At 65.6% G+C, this 19885-nt stretch carries 22 protein-coding genes and 1 other RNA gene; 9 read left to right on the top strand and 14 right to left on the bottom strand.

The window, feature by feature from the left end:
- The first annotated feature begins 174 nt into the window (after positions 1 to 174).
- From AB0H83_RS31170 to AB0H83_RS31150, 5 genes are all read left to right on the top strand, one after another.
- Positions 175 to 435 (top strand): type II toxin-antitoxin system prevent-host-death family antitoxin, encoded by a 261-nt coding sequence (locus tag AB0H83_RS31170; protein ID WP_360101111.1) that lies wholly within the window; start codon positions 175 to 177, stop codon positions 433 to 435.
- Complete coding sequence (locus tag AB0H83_RS31165; protein ID WP_360101108.1) at positions 432 to 803, top strand: type II toxin-antitoxin system VapC family toxin; 372 nt, start codon at positions 432 to 434, stop codon at positions 801 to 803. The genes AB0H83_RS31170 and AB0H83_RS31165 overlap by 4 nt, the downstream gene beginning before the upstream one ends.
- Before the next feature lie 98 nt (positions 804 to 901).
- Positions 902 to 1753, top strand: a complete 852-nt coding sequence (locus tag AB0H83_RS31160) for a hypothetical protein (protein WP_360101105.1) — start codon at positions 902 to 904, stop codon at positions 1751 to 1753.
- 133 nt (positions 1754 to 1886) lie between these two features.
- Positions 1887 to 2921, top strand: coding sequence for an IS630 family transposase (locus tag AB0H83_RS31155; RefSeq protein ID WP_360101102.1), 1035 nt, complete (start codon positions 1887 to 1889; stop codon positions 2919 to 2921).
- Between the two features lie 100 nt (positions 2922 to 3021).
- On the top strand, positions 3022 to 3624 hold the full coding sequence (locus AB0H83_RS31150) for a hypothetical protein (RefSeq protein WP_360101099.1): 603 nt from the start codon (positions 3022 to 3024) through the stop codon (positions 3622 to 3624).
- Positions 3625 to 3981: 357 nt separating this feature from the next.
- Here AB0H83_RS31150 and AB0H83_RS31145 read toward each other — a convergent pair whose 3' ends face one another.
- The gene (locus AB0H83_RS31145; RefSeq protein WP_360101096.1) at positions 3982 to 4224 is read right to left on the bottom strand and encodes a hypothetical protein; all 243 of its coding nucleotides are present in this window, start codon (positions 4222 to 4224) and stop codon (positions 3982 to 3984) included.
- Between the two features lie 779 nt (positions 4225 to 5003).
- Positions 5004 to 7442 (bottom strand): AAA family ATPase, encoded by a 2439-nt coding sequence (locus tag AB0H83_RS31140; protein ID WP_360101093.1) that lies wholly within the window; start codon positions 7440 to 7442, stop codon positions 5004 to 5006.
- Positions 7443 to 7940: 498 nt separating this feature from the next.
- On the opposite strand from AB0H83_RS31140, the gene AB0H83_RS31135 reads away from it, so the two are divergent.
- Positions 7941 to 8351 carry a hypothetical protein gene (locus AB0H83_RS31135; protein WP_360101090.1) on the top strand — a complete coding sequence of 137 codons (411 nt, stop codon included), beginning with the start codon at positions 7941 to 7943 and terminating at the stop codon, positions 8349 to 8351.
- Here the strand turns inward: AB0H83_RS31135 and AB0H83_RS31130 are convergent.
- On the bottom strand, positions 8332 to 9060 hold the full coding sequence (locus tag AB0H83_RS31130; protein WP_360101087.1) for an XRE family transcriptional regulator: 729 nt from the start codon (positions 9058 to 9060) through the stop codon (positions 8332 to 8334). The two genes, AB0H83_RS31135 and AB0H83_RS31130, sit on opposite strands and share 20 nt — an antisense overlap.
- Positions 9061 to 9275: 215 nt before the next feature.
- On the opposite strand from AB0H83_RS31130, the gene AB0H83_RS31125 reads away from it, so the two are divergent.
- The 3 genes from AB0H83_RS31125 to AB0H83_RS31115 are packed head-to-tail and all read left to right on the top strand — an operon-like array spanning position 9276 to position 10506.
- Positions 9276 to 9461, top strand: coding sequence for a hypothetical protein (locus AB0H83_RS31125; protein ID WP_360101084.1), 186 nt, complete (start codon positions 9276 to 9278; stop codon positions 9459 to 9461).
- A gap of 28 nt (positions 9462 to 9489) precedes the next feature.
- Positions 9490 to 9936, top strand: a complete 447-nt coding sequence (locus AB0H83_RS31120; RefSeq protein WP_360101081.1) for a GntR family transcriptional regulator — start codon at positions 9490 to 9492, stop codon at positions 9934 to 9936.
- A gap of 24 nt (positions 9937 to 9960) precedes the next feature.
- Positions 9961 to 10506, top strand: coding sequence for an HD domain-containing protein (locus AB0H83_RS31115; protein ID WP_360101078.1), 546 nt, complete (start codon positions 9961 to 9963; stop codon positions 10504 to 10506).
- On the opposite strand, the gene AB0H83_RS31110 is transcribed toward AB0H83_RS31115, so the two are convergent.
- From AB0H83_RS31110 to AB0H83_RS31060, 11 genes are all read right to left on the bottom strand, one after another.
- Positions 10474 to 10953 (bottom strand): hypothetical protein, encoded by a 480-nt coding sequence (locus AB0H83_RS31110; RefSeq protein ID WP_360101075.1) that lies wholly within the window; start codon positions 10951 to 10953, stop codon positions 10474 to 10476. The two genes, AB0H83_RS31115 and AB0H83_RS31110, sit on opposite strands and share 33 nt — an antisense overlap.
- Positions 10946 to 11422, bottom strand: a complete 477-nt coding sequence (locus tag AB0H83_RS31105) for an NUDIX domain-containing protein (protein ID WP_360101072.1) — start codon at positions 11420 to 11422, stop codon at positions 10946 to 10948. Before AB0H83_RS31105 ends, AB0H83_RS31110 begins: the two co-directional genes overlap by 8 nt.
- 10 nt (positions 11423 to 11432) lie before the next feature.
- Positions 11433 to 12167, bottom strand: a complete 735-nt coding sequence (locus AB0H83_RS31100) for a helix-turn-helix transcriptional regulator (protein ID WP_360101069.1) — start codon at positions 12165 to 12167, stop codon at positions 11433 to 11435.
- A 291-nt stretch (positions 12168 to 12458) separates the two neighbouring features.
- Positions 12459 to 12832, bottom strand: a transfer-messenger RNA (tmRNA) gene (gene ssrA, locus AB0H83_RS31095).
- Between the two features lie 66 nt (positions 12833 to 12898).
- The gene (locus AB0H83_RS31090; RefSeq protein ID WP_360101066.1) at positions 12899 to 14242 is read right to left on the bottom strand and encodes an SRPBCC domain-containing protein; all 1344 of its coding nucleotides are present in this window, start codon (positions 14240 to 14242) and stop codon (positions 12899 to 12901) included.
- A gap of 69 nt (positions 14243 to 14311) precedes the next feature.
- On the bottom strand, positions 14312 to 14791 hold the full coding sequence (gene smpB / locus AB0H83_RS31085; RefSeq protein WP_360101063.1) for an SsrA-binding protein SmpB: 480 nt from the start codon (positions 14789 to 14791) through the stop codon (positions 14312 to 14314).
- Between the two features lie 55 nt (positions 14792 to 14846).
- Complete coding sequence (locus tag AB0H83_RS31080; RefSeq protein WP_360101060.1) at positions 14847 to 16145, bottom strand: M23 family metallopeptidase; 1299 nt, start codon at positions 16143 to 16145, stop codon at positions 14847 to 14849.
- Between the two features lie 151 nt (positions 16146 to 16296).
- Complete coding sequence (gene ftsX, locus AB0H83_RS31075) at positions 16297 to 17172, bottom strand: permease-like cell division protein FtsX (RefSeq protein ID WP_360101056.1); 876 nt, start codon at positions 17170 to 17172, stop codon at positions 16297 to 16299.
- A 71-nt stretch (positions 17173 to 17243) separates the two neighbouring features.
- Entirely contained in the window at positions 17244 to 17924 is a 681-nt protein-coding gene (ftsE, locus tag AB0H83_RS31070; protein ID WP_344501596.1) for a cell division ATP-binding protein FtsE, read from the bottom strand.
- A 223-nt stretch (positions 17925 to 18147) separates the two neighbouring features.
- Positions 18148 to 19263, bottom strand: a complete 1116-nt coding sequence (prfB, locus tag AB0H83_RS31065) for a peptide chain release factor 2 (RefSeq protein WP_360101052.1) — start codon at positions 19261 to 19263, stop codon at positions 18148 to 18150.
- A gap of 97 nt (positions 19264 to 19360) precedes the next feature.
- Positions 19361 to 19876: a PadR family transcriptional regulator gene (locus tag AB0H83_RS31060; protein WP_360101049.1), complete on the bottom strand. Its 516-nt coding sequence runs from the start codon at positions 19874 to 19876 to the stop codon at positions 19361 to 19363.
- Between the last annotated feature and the right edge of the window lie 9 nt (positions 19877 to 19885).

The following is a 19885-nucleotide window of genomic DNA, read 5'->3' as shown; positions in this document are numbered from 1 at the left end:
GATGCACCCCGCCCTCAAGGCCCGGTCGACACAGTAGACATCATATACTCATATGACGATTCGCCGCGCTGCGGCGGGCCGCGGTTCGCCCCGTCACGCTCAGCCCTGACCCGCTGGATGGGCCTTGCGACGACTCCCGCAAACCGGACTAAGCTGCTAGCTAAGGAGGTGCCCATGTCGAGCGAGGCGGTCCTGCCGCAGTTCAACATCCACGACGCGAAGACCAACCTGTCCCGGATCATCGAGCGTGTGGAGCACGGCGAGGAGATCATCATCAGCCGCGCCGGCACCCCCGTCGCCAAGGTGATCCCGCTCCACCCGCGCATCAAGCGCACGGGCCGGGGCTCACTGGCGGGCCAGCTCGTCGCCGCCGAGGACTGGGACTCGCCGGCCGTCAGCGACAGCATCGCCGACGACTTCGGATTGACGCGGTGAGCCTGCTGCTTGACACCCACGTGGTGCTGTGGTGGCTGACGGACGACGACACCTTGGCCGAGGACGTCAAGGAACGCCTCGACCATGATCTCAACGTCTACATCAGCCCGGCCACGATCTGGGAAGTCGCCATCAAGCAATCCATCGGCAAGCTCCAGCCGGCGGACCTGCCGGAGCGCATCCAGGCCAGCGGCTTCCGGGACCTGCCCATCACGTCCGCCCACGCCATCGCCGCGGGTCGTCTCCCCCTCATCCACCGCGACCCGTTCGACCGGATGCTGATCGCACAAGCCCAGCTCGAAGAACTCACGCTGGTCACCCGCGACGCCCACATCCAAAAATACGACGTCGACTTTCTCGCGGTCTGATCCCTCAGCACCGACAACCGCCGGGAAATCCGAGACCTCCACGGCGAACCCGCGTGCGTGATCGGGCCCGGCACCGGCACGTCGCATCTCGGGCCTCAATGAGGTGGCGGCGGCAAGGTACGGTATGCGCGCTGCCGGCAAAACGGCATTCTCATCCGCACCAGAGTCGCATCCGCAAGGAGGCCGAGCAGGCTGTGGACCATCAGATCTGGTACGTCCTCGGCGTTCTCCTCGGCAATGGTGTCGGGTGCCTGCTGGCCGTGTTCTGCCTGGTCCGGATGACCGACCAGCGGCGGTCGGCGGGCAGCCGTTTCCTGCTGGTGCTGATGGCGTCGTGGGCGCTGGTCGAGACCGCCCGCGACGACATGCTCTTCGTCGCCGCCACCGCCATCCACATGGATGACTACCAGGTCCATTTCTTCCTGGCCCCGAGCATGGCCCTGACCGTGATCGCGGTGGCGTTCACGACCAGCGTCTTCTGGTTGGTCGCCAAGCACCCGCATCCCGTGTGGACAGCCGGCGCAGGAACGGCGGTCGGCCTGCTGCTGGGCGTGATGTGCCTGCAGGCGGCACTCGCCGGGCGTACCGGATCGGCCCTGTCGATCGACGTCGCCGACTCCGTGATGGTCACCGCCGGACTCGGCGTCGCGACCGGCACGGCGGTGTGGCTGGCGACCGGGGCCACTCGCCGGTCCGCCATGGCGACCGCCATCACGCTGCTGGCAATCTGTTTGACAATCGCCCAGTACCGCATCGCCAGCGTGGTGACGACAGATCCCTCCATCGCGGTCGACAGCGACATCGGGATCGACCCGATCCAGCTGGGCGTGTTCACCGCGGTCGCATTCGGAGTCCGAGCCATCGCGCTCACCGTCATGAGCATGATCGACGAGAGCCGCCCGGAGCCCTCACCGGAGCAGGAACAGATCGGCACCCACGACCGGATCTAAGCGGGTTGACAGAGGTTCTGCGCGTAACCGGGCGCGGGTAGATCGCCAGGGGCGAAGACGACACGGCCTTGCCGGCTGTTGATGATGGAAGTAGAAGACACACCACAACAAGACCGGCAAGGTCGTGTCCATTATGCGCCCTGTCCGCGTGTTCGCCGAAGTCCCCGACAGCGCCCGAGCCCAGATCATGCACCTGTTGCACGGCCGGTGGCGTACCGCCACCCGCCTGATCATGGTCGTGCTGTCCACCGCCGGCTGGTCCCCGGCACAGATCGCCGACCTGCTGGACTACCACCCAGCCACCGTGCGCCGCTGGCTGCACCGCTACCACACCGACGGCATTCCCGGCCTGCCCGACCGGCCCCGACCAGGACGGCCCCGCCTCGGCAGCCCAGCCCTCACCACCCGTATCACCAGCCTGCTGGCCACACCGGGACCGTGGACCATCCGAAGACTCTGGCAGCACCTGGGCCGGCCCAGGATCAGCCTGCGCACCCTCTGGCGACGCACCCGCACGGTGGCCAACTGGCGACGACCCCGCCTCGTCGCCAAAGGCGACCCCGACCACCACCGCATCTGCGCCCGCATCCGCCGCCGTATCGCCCGGCTCCCAACCGGATCCGTGGTCCTCGCCGAAGACGAAGCCCACCTCGACCTCCTGCCGGCCGTGCGCGCCACCTGGACCCTGCACGGACACCGCCACCAGGTCATGACCCCGGGCAAGAACCAACGGGCCACCATCTACGGCGCCCTCAACGTGACCACCGGCGCCTGCTGGTACCTCTGGGCCCGCCGCAGCGCCGCCGGGTTCACCGCCATGCTGCAACTGCTGCTGACCGCCTACCCCACCGCCCCAACCGTGGCGGTCATCTGCGACAACGACAACATCCACCACGCCGTGAGAGTCCGGCAATGGGCCCATGACCATCCACGGCTGCGCCTGCTCTACGGCGCCACGTACAGCCCGCACGACAACCCGGTGGAACGCATCTGGGCAGCGCTCGCAGCGCACCTGGCCAACACCGCGGTCACCTGGACCGAACGCATCCACCAAGCACGCGTGTTCTTCCGACGACGAACACCCGACCAGATGCTGACCACCGCCGCACCATGGAGCTCACCCTGGCTACCCCGCAGTTACGCGCAGAACTTCAGAGGACCCGCTTAGCACCCGCGACGCGTTCAGGGTGTCGTTGACGCCGGGCGGCCGAAGTACCACAGCAAACCGGGCGCCTCATGCGAACAGTCGGCGCCGCTGCGGAGTGGGGGTGACGCTGCCCGCCCACTACCATCGATGTCTGGAGGTGCTCGTGGAGCCTGGATGGCGGCCCGGGGATTTTGACGCGGAGCAGATCGACGAGGCACTGCTCAAGGCCGCGCGTCTCTACGAGCACATCGTGAGCGGTGGACTGATCGAACCGGTCGCCACGTCGCTTCGTCTGGATGACGGTGAATACGCGTACGCCGACGGACCCATGGAGTATTCGCGATTCTACGGCGAAGACACGTATCTCCATGAGAGCCCAACGTCCTACCTGTCCCCGACCGCAGTCGTGGGGTCCACGATCCGTAACCGGGTGAGCCGGGAGAGCGCCGAGCCGAGGTGGCGGGACACCCACACCACGCGCGTAGCGCTCACGAACCGCCGCTTGCTCATTTCCGTCGACCACCGGTGGTCGTCGTTCCACCACCAGTCGATCGCGGAGTTTCTGCCCGAACTCCCGGAACTCAGTTTGGTGCTGACGCTCTTCGAGAACGTTCCGCTCCGGTTGCGTGCACCCGACCTTCCCGCCCAGGCCGTATTGCTGGCCAGTTTCCTCTACACGCCGCAAGAGGTGGCCGAGATCCCAGGCTTCGGAGTGCTGTTCTGACGCGGATGGCACGATAGCGGAATGTATTCGGGTCATGGCTGGACGTGTTGAAGGTGGCTTGCCTACTGTGGGCATCTGCCGGGACGTCCTTGTACGGCAACCGGGCGCCTCATGTGAACAGTCGGCGCCGCTGTGGGTTTGAGGGGGTGTGGGTGGAGCGAAGCTCCCCCACCGGGGAGCACCGGCGAAGCCGGTGCGCGGGGAATACGACACCTCCAACGGCGGAAGCCCCCTGCGTCATCAGGGGGCTTCCAGAGGTGGAGCTAACAGTTGCCTACTTGAACTCAACAACGCAGGCGTAGCTGCGAGGCAGCCAGCGCGGCGGTGGGCCAGTCAACGGCCCACCGCCGCATGCACTCACACCTTGCGCTGGCCCTGGCGACCCGTAGGCTGCGTCCACTGCCCATACTCCAGGTAGCACTTGCCGCAAACCGGATCATCTTCCAGTCCAAGGTCACCCGGCCAGTCATGCTGATTGCCCGCGCAGGGCTTGACCGACCCCTGAATCATGGACCGCACGTCCGGCGTGTCGACGACGACGAGAACCTCGCCAAAGGCTTCCGCCAGCACGGCGAACGGCTCGGCGAAGGGGTCCGCCAACGCGGACCCACGATGGCTACGGACAGTCACAGGAACCTCCCAGTTCCTGCCCGGCCAACCAAACCGTCGAGTATCCCACACCACCCGTCTGGCGACAGATGCACAGGCTGCTGTACGGTGGCTACGTACACACAGCGAGGCGTCAGCGCTACGTCCAGGACGGAGCGCGAACATCAAAGCTGTATGTACGTAGCCCGGTCTCCGGGCTCGTTTGCGGCTGCAAGATGACCGTAGGAAGTTGATCTAGCAGCCGTGAACATTTCTTCTGGTGGCGCAGCGGTCATTGTACCGCTGCGCCACTGTCTATCGTACGGCACCGCACCACCGCTGGCCATTTGGACTCAAACAGGCCAAATGCCCCATATGCCTAAATCCCGGCATCCGGCATGGAGCTTTTGGCACTAAGCTCCGCCTCAAGAGCCTCAACAACTCTCAGCCATTCGTAAAGATCGACCACTTGTGGATACCGCCCAAGGTCCCGTCCATGCAGAACGCTGCATATTTGCTGGTGAGCCCGTATCGCGGCCCTAATCACACGATCTCGTCGCTGTCTATCATTACGCGTCAGGCTCGACTCGCCGATAGCCAGGAGCAGCCGTCGATGCAAATTATCTATTCGACCAGGAGCACGAACGATTGCGGCGGGCAATCCCTCGACGACCCTCTCGATTCTTAACCTCAGAACAAGGGCAAGCATTGCCGCCTTCGTATATCCCGATCCGGGCCATGATTCGTAGGCACTCGCCAAGTCGTTGAGATCGACGCGATGCCAAGACCCCTTAGTCATGGCCGAACCCATCGACTTGCACGCCATGCTGAATTTCTAAAGCCTGGATCGCAACGACCAGCGTTCGCGTAGTTCGAATCCAGTGCCGCCTGCTCGCCCTCGCCCCGTTAACGGCCTGTCCGTGGGATCCGCGATTTAGCGCATCGATGGTCGGCTTATGCAGCGCCACGTCGATACCGCCCAGTCCACACCTCGATGCATATCTATTGAGGAGGTCGATCTGACTTCGGGTATCCACCGCAGCATCCCTGTCGCCCGAGATCTCTAGCTCATCAAGCCCTGCACGACGGCCCAGAACCTCCAGCCGAATCCCGACTTCAGTATCAACTGCCAGCCGACACATTGCCAAGACCATTGCAGTTGCAGCACGCTCAGTCCCAACGGGGAATCTATGCTCCGACTCGACAACCTTTTCAAGGTCGAGTAGGTATTGAAGACCAGGACTGGTCTCAGCAGCGACCACTCTCGACAGCTCATTAACCGGCCTGTCCAGGCGAATATGATGCCGCACGACGCCAAGATTCGACAGTTCTGCCCAAAGTCTGTCATCGTGGCTCATGACGATAATCTGAAATCTTTCGGCGTACGCCGCGATTAGCCTAGCCAGATACCGGACGCGCCAAGGATCGAATGCCTGGACCGGATCGTCGAGCAGCAGGAAGCGAAATGGGCTGTGGTCCTGCGCAGCTCTCGGGAAGTACGTCGCCAGCGTCAGGGCATTTCGTTGGCCCGTGCTAAGAACCGCCATAGTATCCGCACCCGCCTCAACGGGGATACCGGACAAAAGGATGTCGATCTCGATCTTCTTTGCGGCGCGAGTACCACCCGCCAGACGAAGCCCAGAGACCGTCAAGTCCGAATCGGCACTAAGGTCGGTCCAGAGTCGACGGACCTCGTCTGCTATCGGCTCAAAGAGCGCCTGCCGCGCATCTCTAAGCTTACGGTCAGCCCACCTCACCAATCGACGAGCTGCGTCAAGGTCGCGAACTGCCTGACCGTCTTCCTTCAACGCATTTTTCCACTGGTCAAAAGCGATTCGAATTCGAACTGAACTCTGCTGCTTACTTGCTTCCTCATTTCCTACAGACAATCGGAAAGACTCGTACACTTCGGCCAAATTTGCTGACCGCGTACATACAGCATCCAAAAGGTCTGTCGAGAAGGTTTCAGGATGTATACCTTCAACTAACGCGACTAGCTCATCCCACTCAGCTGCAATCTCCGTTTTTCCGTGATAATTTAAGAGCGCTTTGGTTTGCTCGGAAATTCGTGACGGGATCGACGAATTGCGGAATTCTTCCCATTGAACGCGAATTCTCGCTTCCAAACCATGAACTCGAGCTAAATTGCTGCGGAGACGGTCGACAGATTCCCGAACCTTCGCCGACCACTGACGTTCCACACTTCCACAGACCGGGCATTCGTCAGATTCCAAGTATGAATCTAGATACGACGACTCGCGGGCCGAAGATAGGTAGGCTAGCGCGTTGTACGCCTCATGCGCGTCTGGAACTAGGCTAGTGCGGCTTCCTTCGAGTTCGCTAGCACTGCCTCGAAGGCCGGCGGCGCGGACGTCGTCAACACTCCACCGCGGCGAGAGATTGTCAATCGAAGGGGATTGCGCCGTTGGTAAGGCGGCAATTGCAGCTTCTATCGCGGAAATTTCACCGATAGTTGGCATCGGTCGCAACTGCGACACCAGATCATGCAATTGATGATCTGGCGCCAGACTTTTTAACTCCTCGCGCATCGCCCCCGCAGCCGCAGCTACTCGGCGTTCTGCTGCCTTCGAATCACGGTCGATCTTGCCTGCGTCCTCAAGTAGACGGACCAAAACATCAAGAGCCAACCCTTCGCCCAAGAACACATGCAGAAGAGATGGCTCGCTAATTACCGACGAGATCTCTGGATACAACAATACCGGCCGAAATCGCGCGAACTCTTTCTCCCAGTCAGCGGATACCGGCCGCGATTCACCGCTCGCGGCCTCGTAGAAGATTCCACGATCCGGGCTGTACCCGAGCGTTGCGTCAACGTCACCATCGGTGACAACGACTCGAATATCTCGCGATCCGAAATGGACATTTCGATCAACGACCTTATAGCTACGAGCGTTGCCGTTGCTCATCACGAAGCGAATCGCGTCCGCACAGCTGGTCTTCCCGACGCCGTTGCGCGCAGAGATAAAAATGACTCCAGGAACTGGCGGAACCGAAAAAGAAAGTGCCTCTTCGCCGATTCCAATGTGTCCACGGACCGACACATGCTTAAGGAACCAACGCCTGTCTCCAATGAGTTCGACGCTGTCGGCCCTAGTTTGATATTGAGTAAGGATCCTTTCTAGAAGATCCCGGGCCTCGATCGGAAGATCAGCGGCGCCAGCGATGTCATCCCAGGTTAATAAAGGTTGGACAACTCTCCGCGAAGGCATGCCACGACTGTATCCGCCTGATAGACGCTGAGTAAAGGTTGCAAGCCTCGCTGTTCGTCTGATGGGCACTTTGGCCTATGGACGCCTCGTCAAGGAGGGCGTTGAAGTTCCTAGCCTCTACAACCCTCTCGCGGGCAGGCCGCAATCGCTGAAGTTCCAGTGATTATGTAGTTTTGATACAGCTCATCAATTTGGTTAGGCGCAGGCCGTTGCGGGCGTAGAAGGCGATGACTTGAGGCTTACTCTGCCTACCGATCGCCGAATGACCGCAGATGCGTCTCATCGTCATGAGGGAGTTGGGCCATAAATGGCAACGACGCTGTCGCTAGGTCCTCCTCGGCCCTCTACCGCAGACTCGTACGCTCAGCCCCCGGACGCGTGAGGCGTCCCAGGACGTCCGGTTTCTCGTGGTTAACCAGTAAGCAACGGTCAAGTGACGCTGGGACTGCTATCGACGGCATCGGCCGCCTCGGCGCGCCTTACGAGCAGGAGCCCAAGATGACCACTACGGAACAGTCCGCCGTCGTGATGTATGAGGCAGATCAGGACGGCGCTCCTGGCACTGAATGCGGCTCGTGCGTCACATGGGCAGTTAAGTACACGGTTGCGATGCAGGCCTCGTACTACCTGACGTTGCACATTGTAAGTCCGAGGCTTCGTGAGCTTGTCTTGGATGACCTGGCGATCGGCTACGCCGCTGCAGTAGCCAAGAAGGAGGTTGCCGAGTTCGCTGAGTACTTCGAGTCGTACACAGATCGAGTGGAGAGGGCGCTGGACCCAGAGAAGCTTCGCGGAGGCGAGCACATTTTTGAGTATCGGCGGGTCTGGTCGAACCACGCGACCCTGTTGTGTGAGCGGCGGCTACGGCTTGTTCGGCGCGCCGAGAAGGCTAGGCGGCGTAGAACGTAGCTACGGACCAGACGCGTTCGATGGCGGCCATGTAGTTGGCGGTCAGGCCGTCTGGCTCGTGGAGCTGCAAGTGCATGACTGGGGCATGGGCGGCTGGGACGCCGTGAACATGGATGTTGACTAGCGCCTCGTCGTCGGCTCGGTAAATCGAGTCGTAGAGAACAGTGTCGTGGAGGCGGACTTCCACGTGTGGGAGGTCTTGGAGGGGCTTGATGAGGATGAGGGAGTTGCGGATGCGGGCCGCCATCAGGTCGCCGATCTGCTCCTCGGTGCCTCGGGCTGCTACGTGCGGGCTGTTCACGTCGCCCAATGCGATGCGAATCGGGACGCCGGACTTAGCCTTCGTGGCAAGGGTGCGCAGGATGACCGGGTCTTCCAGTAGGAACAAGGCGCTGTACGCGACGATGTCGATCGCCTCGTTGGCGCGGCGGAAGACTGAACGCCAGGTGTCGAGCGGGACGAGGCTGCGGTGGGCGTAGGTCATGCGGACCTCGTCCGTGGCGATCTGCGGTTCCCGCGGCACGCTGTCCGGCCAGAGGTCAGCCACGGCCCAGCCGGTCATGCGGGACAGTTCGTTGCGGTAGCGGGGGTATGGGATTCGGCCGTTGAACCAGCGGTCGACGGTCTTCGGGTCGACCTGGAGGCGGGTGGCGACGTCGAGGGCGTTGAGGCCGGCGCTGGCGAGTGCGCGGGTGAGCGGATGTCGCATGGTGACCTCCTGCGAGCCATCGAGTGCAGCCGATTCTAGTCAAGAAGTCCCTAGACGTCCCTGGAACGTGATTCCCGGCTCGGGGCCCGCCGGGAAGGCTGGCATTGACGGCACGCCTTGGCCATACGGCCCGCCCAGGTGCGATGTCGGGCGGACGGAGCGAGACGGACATGGCCGGACACGAGGCAGCGCAGCGAGCGGCGGATGCTCTGGCAGTGGCGCTGGAGGAGCCCGGCTTCGACGTCGGGCGGGCGTTCCCAGAACTGCGCACAACCGTGGACGCGGCTGGCTCGGCGCATGTCGAGATCGGTCCCATCGCCCCGGAAGTTGCGGGTCAGCTTGTGGCGCTGCTGAGGCGTGCAGCCGGTAGCGGCGTCACGCTCGACGTCCTGGGAGACTGACGAGCGATCGGTACGCGGGAAGGGTGTTATGCGGTCAACGGCTTGGGGTGCCTACAAGGGCATCACGGAGGCACTGCGTGCCCGGCTCGCCTCTGGCGAGTTCCAGCCGGGTTCCGCGCTGCCCTCGGAGGCTGTATTGGTCACCGAGTACGGCGTCGCACGCAACACCGTGCGGCGGGCCCTTGACCAACTCGCCGAGGAAGGGCTGATCGCCACCCAACCCGGACGAGGCCGGCTGGTCAACGCACCCGGCGAGCGAGGCGCACCAACGCAGCCCCAGTACCAGCGCATCGCCGCCGAGCTGCGGTCGCAGATCGAGGCCGGAGAACTGGCGGCCGGCACGCTCCTGCCAAGCGAATCGGCCCTGGTCAAGCAATACGGCGTCGCGAGGGGCACCGCGCGGCAGGCGCTTGCGGCGCTGCAGGACGTCACGGTGTCGGTGCAGGACAAGGGTCGCTTCGTCAAGCCACGGTGATCGTTCGCAACTAGTCTCGGACATGTGGAACGTGTCCGATGGGCGAGGGACCTTGCGAGCCGGTTGCTGGCCGAGCCGTTGCCAACGCGGTGGGCACATGTTCAGGGTGTGGGACACACCGCGGAGAACATCGCCCAGGTCGTCGGCGATGACGCCGAGCTGCTGATCAGCGCTGCCTGGCTGCATGACATCGGCTACGCCCCTGATCTCAACAAGGTCGGCTTCCACCCGATCGACGGTGCGCGGTACCTCCGCGACGTCGAGCACGCCGACGAGCGGCTCATCCGCCTCGTCGCCAACCATTCCTGCGCGCTGATCGAGGCACGCAACCGCGACCTCGGCGACGCCCTTGCCGAGGAGTTCCCGAGCCCTGCGGACCTGGTCCTGGACGCGTTGACGTTCTGCGATATGACCACCAGCCCCACCGGTGCCCGTGTCGACCTGGAGAAGCGGCTCAACGAGGCGTTCCAGCGTTACGGCGATGGTCATCTCGTCACTCGGTCGCTCACCGAGGCGCGTCCGCTGCTGGAGGCGTCGCTACAGCGCGTCGGGGCGGCTCTCTACCGCTGACGCGAGGGAGCCCTGTTCGTTGCGGGTCCACCTGCGACCGGCGCTGTCCAAGAACTCGATCTCGATCGGCTCTGGGTTGACGTAGGAGCGCAGCCACACGGCGGGCGCGGGCCGGCGGATCGTCTGCCCTGGAGGCACCATGCCGATGAACTCGACGTCCCGGTCATCCCCCGCCTGTGAAGCGTCCGGCATGGGAAGTTCGACTTCGTAAATGGGCATGTCGCTGGCGTTGTGGATGTGGAACGCCAGTTCACGGATGCCGTCCGGTTTGCGGTACGCCTCGACCCAGGCGCTGATCCGTGCGGCCTGACCGCGTCGCTCGTCCTCGGCGCGCTCAGCCTCGCGGTTCTGCTCCCTACGCAGCAACACGAACCCAACGACGAACGCGCCGACCGTGCCGAGGGCGGAGAAGACGCTCGCTGCGGCGTTGACCCAGTCGCTACCCAAGGTGCGGCTTCCCGTTGCCCGCAAGGTAGTGCGAGATCCGCATCCGCATCGACTGGTGCATCTGGAGCCCCTCGACGTCGGCTGGCGCGACCCAGTGCACTTCCCGCGACTCCGAACTCGGCGTCGGCGTGCCGCCGATCGGGCGGGCCGTGTACACGATGGAGAACTCCTGCCGCGCCTCGCCGTTGCTCGTGTACAGAATGACGTGTCGCGGATCCGTGTAGATGCCGACCAAGCCAGTCACCTCGACGTGGATCCCGGTCTCCTCAAGGGTTTCCCGAACGGCGCAGTCGGTCATCGACTCCCCCGGGTCCATCGCACCGCCCGGCAACGCCCAGTTGTCGTTGTCCGTCCGGCGGATCAGCAGCAGCGACCCCGACTCGTCGACCACGACGACGTTCGCGGACGGCACGACGCTATTCGCCGGCGGCGCGGCAGGATCGTCGAAGAAGTCGATACGGCGAACCAAAGCTGAGACCTCACTCCAGTGGTGTGGCGGCGTTCCAGACCCGATCGAAGCTCTCCACGTACGTGCCGACCATGTCGCCGCCGTTGACGTGCCGCAGGTGCAGGACCGGGGCGTTGGAGGCGGGCGTGCCGTAGATGTGGGTGTTGACGAGGACCTGGTCGTCGGCTCGGTAGATCGAGTTGTAGAGGATCGTGTTGTGCAGCCGGAACTCGATGCCGTCGATGTTGCGGAGTGGCCGGTAGAGCACGATGGCGTTGCGGCAGCGGGCGGCCATGTCCATGTCGATGCCCTCGTCGATGCCGCGCTGGACGACTTCGGCGCTGTCCGGGTCGCCGATCAAGATGCGGATGGACGCGCCGTCAGCCGCCTTGCGGCGGAAGATGCGCTGGATGCCGGCGTCTTCGGGGATGAACAGGCCGCTGTAGGCGAGGACACCGATCTCACGCTCGGCGTTGTCGAAGAACATCCGCCACATGTCCGACGGCACCGTCCACCGCGCCGGGTAGATGTTGATGATCTCGCTCTCGGACGCGTTCGCGACCTGGTCACGGGTCAGCGCGTCCGGCCAGAGATAGGCCTCGTCAACGCCGAGGTGCGCCGCGACCGCGTAGCGGTGACGGCGGTACGGCAGCCGCCCGCTGATCCACCGCTCGACGCTCTTGGGATCGACGTCGAGCACATCGGCGAGGTTCGTCGGCGTGAGGCCGCGTTCCAGCAGCGCTGAACGCAGACGTTCGTTCGGCATCGTTTCCCCGTCGCAGGACGTCCCGGCAGATGCCACAGTAGGCAAGACATCTTCAACACGTCCAGCCATGACCCGAGTACATTCCGCTATCAGCAAACCCGCTGGGCGCTGAGCGGCCAAAAAGTACCGCCGCAACCGAGTCGTCTTTCGCGCACAGTCGAGCTGGCTGTGGGTTTGAGGGGGTGTGGGTGGAGCGAAGCTCCCCCACCGGGGAGCACCGGCGAAGCCGGTGCGCGGGGAATACGACACCTCCAACGGCGGAAGCCCCCTGCGTCAGCAGGGGGCTTCCAGAGGTGGAGGTGCCGGGAATCGAACCCGGGTCCTTCGTTGCTTTGCTAGGGCTTCTCCGAGCGCAGCTCGCTGTGCCTCTACTCGGCCCTACCGATCACGCGAGCGAGTCGGTATGACGGGCCCAGTCGCGATTGATCTCGCCGCACGAGCCCCGCGACAGGACTCGGTTGGCCAGCCTTCTAGCTGATGCCGGTGATCGGGTCGAAGGCGAACCCGGACCGACAGATCTCTACCCTTGCTTAGGCAGCGAGAGCGAGATCGGAGCGCTTGTAATTGGCGCTTATACTTTTCCGACGACTGATTCGCGAGACAACGTCGGCTTCCTCGGCTCGCTTCCCCTAACGCGGCGCACAAAGTCGAAACCAGTCACCCCCGCGCGGGTGGTGTTGGCTGCCGCTCCCTAGCGACAGGATCTAGAGTAGCGCGTCCCCACCAGCTTTTCATCCCGATACCTGGGTGCAGGGGCGGCCGTCGATGGTGCAGTCGATGGGGGCGTTGCGTACGCCGAGGCCCTCGACCTCGAAGCGGAGGGTCGCCGAGCCGCTGGGGCGGATGGTGCGGGTGGTGTCGACCGGGGTGAAGATCACCTTGAGGCCGGTGCGGGTCATGACGGCGCCGTCGACGTTGCGGACGGCGAGGTCGAGCAGGGGCAGCACGACGGTGACGGTCCAGTCGGCGCTCGGGGCGGGGCCGGGGTTGGCAATCGTGACGGTCACCCGGTAGGAGGTCAGGGTCAGGTTTTCGGCACGAGCCTGCGCGGTCAACTGCGCCCCGCCGGGGGTCACGGCGCTGGGCGCGGGAGTGGCCGTGGCCGGGGGTGCGCTCGCGGACGCCGAGGTGGACGAGATGGTCGCGGCCCGCGGAGAACCTTCCGTGGGCGCGGCGGGGACGGTGGCCTGGGCCGGGCCTGCGACGCCGCCGCCGGTGCGTGGGGGCTTCGCCGGGTGCGGCGCGGTGGCCTTACCGACGAGCAGGGCGCTCATCGCCACCAGCAGCAGGATCGCGGCCCCGGCGGCGACCGCCTGGCTGCGCCGGTCCGCGGACCAGTCGCGGCCGGTGAAGGCTCGGCGCCAGGCACGGCGTACCAGCGCGACAACCGCAGACCGGAGCGCCCCCAGGCGGTGCGTGGACATGGTCTCGCCGGCGCCGGTGGCGGGCACCGCGGCGACCCCGGTCGCCCGGGCGCCGAGGACGGCAGCGGCGAAGCCCGGCATGGTCGTCGTCGAGCGCGGCCCGGCGGTGGAGCGCACCTGCGAGCTGAGCCCGGGCGCGGACCGGCTCGGCGCGTGGAGCTGGCGGGGAAGTCGGTTGAACGGGCCGCCGTCGTTGCGCCGCACGACCGCCGGCGCATCCGAAACCGTCGGCGAGGCGGTGGTCTGACGGGCGAGCGCCGCGGCGAACGGTCCCTCGAACAGCTGCTGGTACGTCGTGCGCAGCACCCTGCGCCGCATCGTGCCCTGCGGGCCGAGGAACCCGCTCTGGGTGAGGGTGAGCCGGGTGCCGCCGCCGGCGCGCTCGTCGAGGGTGAGCGCGACGACGGTGTGCAGGTTCTCCCCCGACCAGCGCATCACCAGCCGGCGCGCGGCCTCGGTGGTGACGACCTCGCCCTCGATCGGGTCCTCGAGACCGGCGAGCGCGGCCGCCTGGAACGTGAACGTGCCGTCGTCACGGACCATGAACTGGGTTGTGGCAAGCCAGTCGGTGACGAGGTGCGCCTCGGTGAGCGCGCGCCACACCGCAGGGGGTGGGTGTTCGAGGTCGACATCGACCCGAATCTCGGTCACGCACGGACTATAAAGCCTGTACGCATTGCTCGCCTGCTGGGCGAGCACTACTCAGCAACCTGGGACGATTTACTCGGTTCTGCCCTTGTTCCGGCTGCCCATGACGCGAGAGATCTCCCGTTCGGCGTCACGTTTCGCCAGCGACTGGCGCTTGTCGTAGGACTTCTTGCCGCGGGCGAGGCCGATCTCCACCTTGGCCCATCCGTCGGAGAAGTACACCGAAAGCGGCACCAGGGTGAGGCCGCTCTCGCGGACCTTGTTGCCGAGACGGTCGATCTCCTGCCGCTTCAGCAGCAGTTTCCGGACCCGGCGGGGAGGGTGGTTCGTCCAGGTGCCCATCGTGTATTCGGGGATGTGCATCGCGTGGATGAAGACCTCGCCGTCGGAGATCTGCCCGAAGGCGTCCACCAGTGAGCACCGGCCGGCCCGCAGCGACTTGACCTCGGTGCCGGTGAGCGCGACGCCGGCCTCGAGCGTCTCGAGGATCTCGTAGTCGTGGCGCGCCTTCCGGTTGGACGCGACGACCTTGCGTCCCTTTTCGCGCGGCATCGACCCCTCCAGAAATCTTGACAGGAGTATCAGCGTATCGCGCGCGGCAACCGGGTTAGCACAAGCAGCCGGGCAGCCAGGACAAGGGCTGCACCGGGCTGCCGTTGAGGCGGACCTCGAAGTGCAGGTGGTAGCCGGTCGAGGCGCCGGTGGTGCCGACCTTGCCGATCACCTCGCCGCGGCGCACGACCTGACCGACGCGCACGAGGATCTGCGACTGGTGCGCGTAGCAGGTGGCCAGCCCCTTGCCCTGGTAGAGGCCGTGGGACAGGCAGGTGTAGTTGCCGTTGCCGCCGGCCCAGCCGGCCCGGACCACCTTGCCGTCGGCGGCGGCCAGGATCGGCTGCCCGCCGCCCGCCGCGACGTCGATGCCGGCGTGCAGCTGGTACACCTTGTACACCGGGTCGAAGCGCATGCCGTAGTTGCTGGATTTCCAGCCGTGCACGGGCATCAGGAAGAAGGCCCCGGTCTTCGGCGGGATCGCGGTGGTGAGCGGCGCGCCGCCGGTGCCCGTCTTGCCGGCCGCCTTGGCCGCCCTGGCCGCGGCCGCCGCCTCCGCCGCCGCGGCGGCCCGCAGCTCGCCGGCGACCCGGTCGCTGTCGACCTTGAGCTGCTGGTACCGGGCGAGCACGGCGGTGCGCTCGGCGCTGGCGACGGCCTCGGCCTGGGCGCTGCGATCGATGAGGGTCTTGACGTCGGCGGCGGCCTGCTCGGCGCCGGCCTGCGCGGCCATGCTGTCCTGCAGCGCCTGCCGGGTCTGCTCGGCAGCCTGGCGGGCCTTGTCGCGGGCCAGCTCGGCGACGTCGGAGCGCTGCTTGGCCGCCATCCTGGCGACGGTCAGCTCGTCGAGGGCCCGCTGACTCTCGGCGGCGACCCGGTCCAGGTAGGAGATGCGCAGGGCCAGGTCGTTCGGGGAGCCGGACTCGAGGATCGAGTTGACCATGGCGAAGCCGCTGCCCTTGTACGCGGCCGCGACGAACGCGGACACCCCCTCGCGGCCCTGTTCGACCTCGGCCTTGGCATGGTCGTACTCGGCGTCGGCGGCACCGAGCGCGGCGTCGGCGGCCTCCCGGTCACGCTGGGCCTGGCGGGCCGCGGCCTCGGCGGCGATGACCCGGCCCTTGGCGTCCTCGAGGGCGTCCTGCGCGCCGGGGAGCGCGGCGGTCGCGGCGGCATGGTCCGCGGCGGCCCGCTGGGCCCGTTCGGTGGCGGCCTCCAGCGTCGCCTGCGTCTCCTGGATCTGGCGGTCGATGCGGGCCTTGTCGTCGCGGGCGTCGGCGTGCCCCGCCGTCCCGCTGGCGAGCAGCACGACGGCCGCGGCACCGATGGCGCAGACGATCCTGATCCGGTTCACATAACCCTCCAGTACCACTTGAGGGTTACCGTACGCAGCGAAAGACCCATAAGTCCGGAATTCTTGCGAAATGCACCTATCGTGGCGCACTCCGGCATATACGAAGAGGGGCGGACCGGAAACCGGCCCACCCCTCTCGCGATGCCGCGAGTCAGACGCGCACGTAGAACCGCAGCGTGATCCAGGCGGTGATCGCGCTGACCAGACCGCCGGCGCCGGCGAGGACCGGCAGCATCAGCCAGATGCTGCTCCAGTCGATCGGCAGCAGCACGTTGGCCAGCGCCTTGAGCGAGCCGTCGATGAAGAAGAACTTCGCCGCCACCAGGCCGCCGAAGGCCAGCAAGGCGCCGATCAGGCCCGCGAAGACCGCCTCCAGGACGAAGGGCAGCTGGATGAACCAGTTGGACGCGCCGACGAGCTTCATGACCGCGACCTCACGGCGCTTGCTGTAGGCGGCCACCTGGATCGTGTTGGCGACCAGGAGCAGCGCCGCGGCGCCCTGGATGATGGCGACGGTCAGCGCGAGGGTCTGCAGGGCGCCGAGCAGCTCGAAGACCTTTTTTAGCAGCTCCTGCTGGTCGACGATGTCGCTGACCCCGGGCTGGGTGAGGAACTCGTCCTGGAGCTCCTTGACCTTCTTCGGGTCCTTCAGCTTGACCCGGAACGACTCGGGCAGCGACTCCTTCTTCGTCGCCTTCACCAGGTCGGGCGCGTCGCGGAACTGCGTCTGGAACCGGTCCCACGCCTGGTCGCGGCTCTCGTACGTCACCTCCTTGACCAGCGTGTGGCCCTCGAGCGCGCTCTTGATGTTGGCGCGCTGCTCGTCGGTGACGTCGGCCTTCAGGAAGATGGACACCTCTACCCGCTGGTAGAAGAAGTCCTCCATCTTGTTGACCTGGAAGAACAGCAGCAGGCTCGCGCCCAGCATGGTCAGCGACACGGTCATCGTGATGATCATCGCGATGGTCATCGTGACGTTTCGCCAAAGCCCGGTCAGGACCTCGGACAGGATGTACTTCATGCGCATCGGGTGGGGTTCCTTCCCAGCGGACCCGGCAACGTCAGAGGGGGCATACGACTGAGATCCTCATGGGATCGTCAGCCGTAGACACCGCGCGACTGGTCCCGCACGATCCGGCCGCTCTCGATCTCGACGACCCGGCGGCGCATCTGGTTCACGATGTTGGAGTCGTGGGTGACCATGACCACCGTGGTCCCGGTCCGGTTGATCCGGTCGAGCAGGCGCATGATCTCGATCGACGTGTCCGGGTCGAGGTTTCCCGTTGGCTCGTCGGCGAGGAGGATCAGCGGCCGGTTGACGAACGCGCGCGCCACGGCGACACGCTGCTGCTCACCACCGGACAGCTCGTGGGGGTAGCGGTGCTCCTTGCCGCCCAGGCCGACGAGCTCCAGCACCTCGGGAACGACGCGGCGGGCGACGCCCTTCGACTTGCCGATGACCTCGAGGGCGAAGGCGACGTTCTCGTATGCGGTGCGGTTGGGCAGGAGACGGAAGTCCTGAAACACGCAGCCGATCTGCCGGCGGAACGCCGGGATGCGCCACGAGCGCATCGAGGTCACGTCGCGCTCGTTGACGACGACCTTGCCCTTGTTGGGCGTGACCTCATGCAGCAGCAGCTTGATGATCGTGGACTTGCCTGAGCCGGAAGGTCCGATGAAGAAGACGAACTCGCCCTTCTCGATGTTGACGGAAACATCGTCGAGTGAGGGGCGGGACGCCTTCGGATACGTCTTCGTCACGTGGTCAAGCCGAATCACGGGACGTGAGTCTACGCGGTGTGACATCCACGCCAAGTACACGAAGTGCGCCGCGCGGCGTTTGCCCCAAATGCGAACCCGAAGAGCTGACCCCAACCGCAGGGCAGCGCGTGATTCCAGCCGCAAGTGTGACGTACGCCTCACTTACGGCTTCGATCTCCCCATTACCGATGGTGATCGCCGCACTCCAATGCGATGATCACGCGCCGGCGACACCGCGGGACTATGCGGGATTGAGCTCGCGCTGCTTGCGCCACCGGATGCCGGCGTCGATGAAGCCGTCCAGGTCACCGTCGAAGACCGCCGACGGGTTGCCCGTCTCGTGCTCGGTGCGCAGGTCCTTCACCATCTGGTACGGGTGCAGCACGTAGGAGCGCATCTGGTCGCCCCAGGAGCCCTGCACGTCGCCGCGCAGCTCGTTCATCTTCGCCGTCTCCTCGGCCCGCTTCAGGGCCAGCAGCTTCGCCTTGAGCACGCCCATGGCGGTCGCCTTGTTCTGGATCTGGGAGCGCTCGTTCTGGCAGGACACGACGATGCCGGTCGGCAGGTGGGTCAGGCGCACCGCGGAGTCGGTCGTGTTGACGCCCTGGCCGCCGGGGCCACTGGAGCGGTACACGTCGACGCGCAGCTCGTCGTCGGGGATCTCCACGTCGTCGGTCTGCTCGACGACCGGCACGACCTCCAGCGCGGCGAACGACGTCTGCCGGCGCCCCTGGTTGTCGAACGGGCTGATCCGCACGAGCCGGTGCGTGCCCGACTCGACCGACAGGGTCCCGTACGCATACGGCGCCTTCACCGCGAACGTGGCCGACTTGATGCCGGCCTCCTCCGCGTAGGAGGTGTCGTAGACGTCGGTGGCGTAGCCGTGCCGCTCGGCCCAGCGCAGATACATCCGCAGGAGCATGTCGGCGAAGTCCGCGGCGTCGACCCCACCGGCGCCGGCGCGGATCGTGATGAGCGCCTCGCGGGCGTCATACTCGCCGGAGAGCAGGGTGCGGACCTCGAGCTCTTCGATCGACTTGGTCAGCGCGGTGATCTCGTCGGTGACCTCGTTGAGCGAGCCCGGGTCGTCCTCGGCCTGGGACAGCTCCAGCAGGACGACGGCGTCGTCGAGCTTCGCCCGCAGCCGCTCCAGCTTGGTGATCTCTCCCTGCACGTAGGACAGGCGGGAGGTGACCTTCTGCGCGGCCACCTGGTCGTCCCACAGGTTGGGCACGGCGGCCGCCTCCTCGAGCTCGGCCTTCTCCTTGCGGAGCCGGTCGAGGTCGATCACGGCCTCGATGTTGCGCAGGATGCCGTCGAGGTGCTTGAGCGATTCGGCGTGGTCGAGAGCGGTCACCCTCAAAGACTACGCCGAACCGGCGCGCGCATCCGGCGGTGGATGCGCGCCGGGCCACCGGGCACCCGGCGGATATGCCGTGAACCGTCCCGCCGTACTATTTCGTCGGCGCGTTCTTGAGCCAGGCGAGCGCAGCCTTGTGATAGCCGACCGCAAACTCCAGCGACGCGGCGTAGAACTCGTCGCCGGCCTTCTTCGCCTCTTTGGCCATTTCCCGCGCCTCGGTCAGCGCCGCATTGTGGTATTCGACGGCCTGCGCGTACACCTGCTGCAGTTGCGCACCGCTCTGCTGCCCGCCGAACGCGACACGCAATGCGACGGGATTGCGCAGCGACTCCCGCCCGGCCGGCTCCGACAGCCACCGGGTGAATGCGCGCTTGCCCGCGGGCGTGATGGCATACGGCTGGCTGGAACGCGCGCCCGGCTTGCCGAGCCTGACATAACCGGCCTCGGCGAGCGCGGGGAGCTCACGGTAGACCTGGCTGCGGGTCATCGACCAGTAGGCCCCCAGACGTCGCTGCGCCGCGGCCATGAGCTGGCCACCGGTCATCGGTCCCTCGTGCAGCAGACCGAGCAGGGCCGCCGCCGTCGCGTTGACTCCAGATTCCGCCATGGATCTACG

It is taken from the genome of Dactylosporangium sp. NPDC050688 (assembly GCF_040654515.1).
GTDB lineage: Bacteria > Actinomycetota > Actinomycetes > Mycobacteriales > Micromonosporaceae > Dactylosporangium.
The sequence above is the reverse complement of the archived record's forward strand: the minus strand, read 5'-3'. Positions and strand labels throughout refer to the sequence as shown.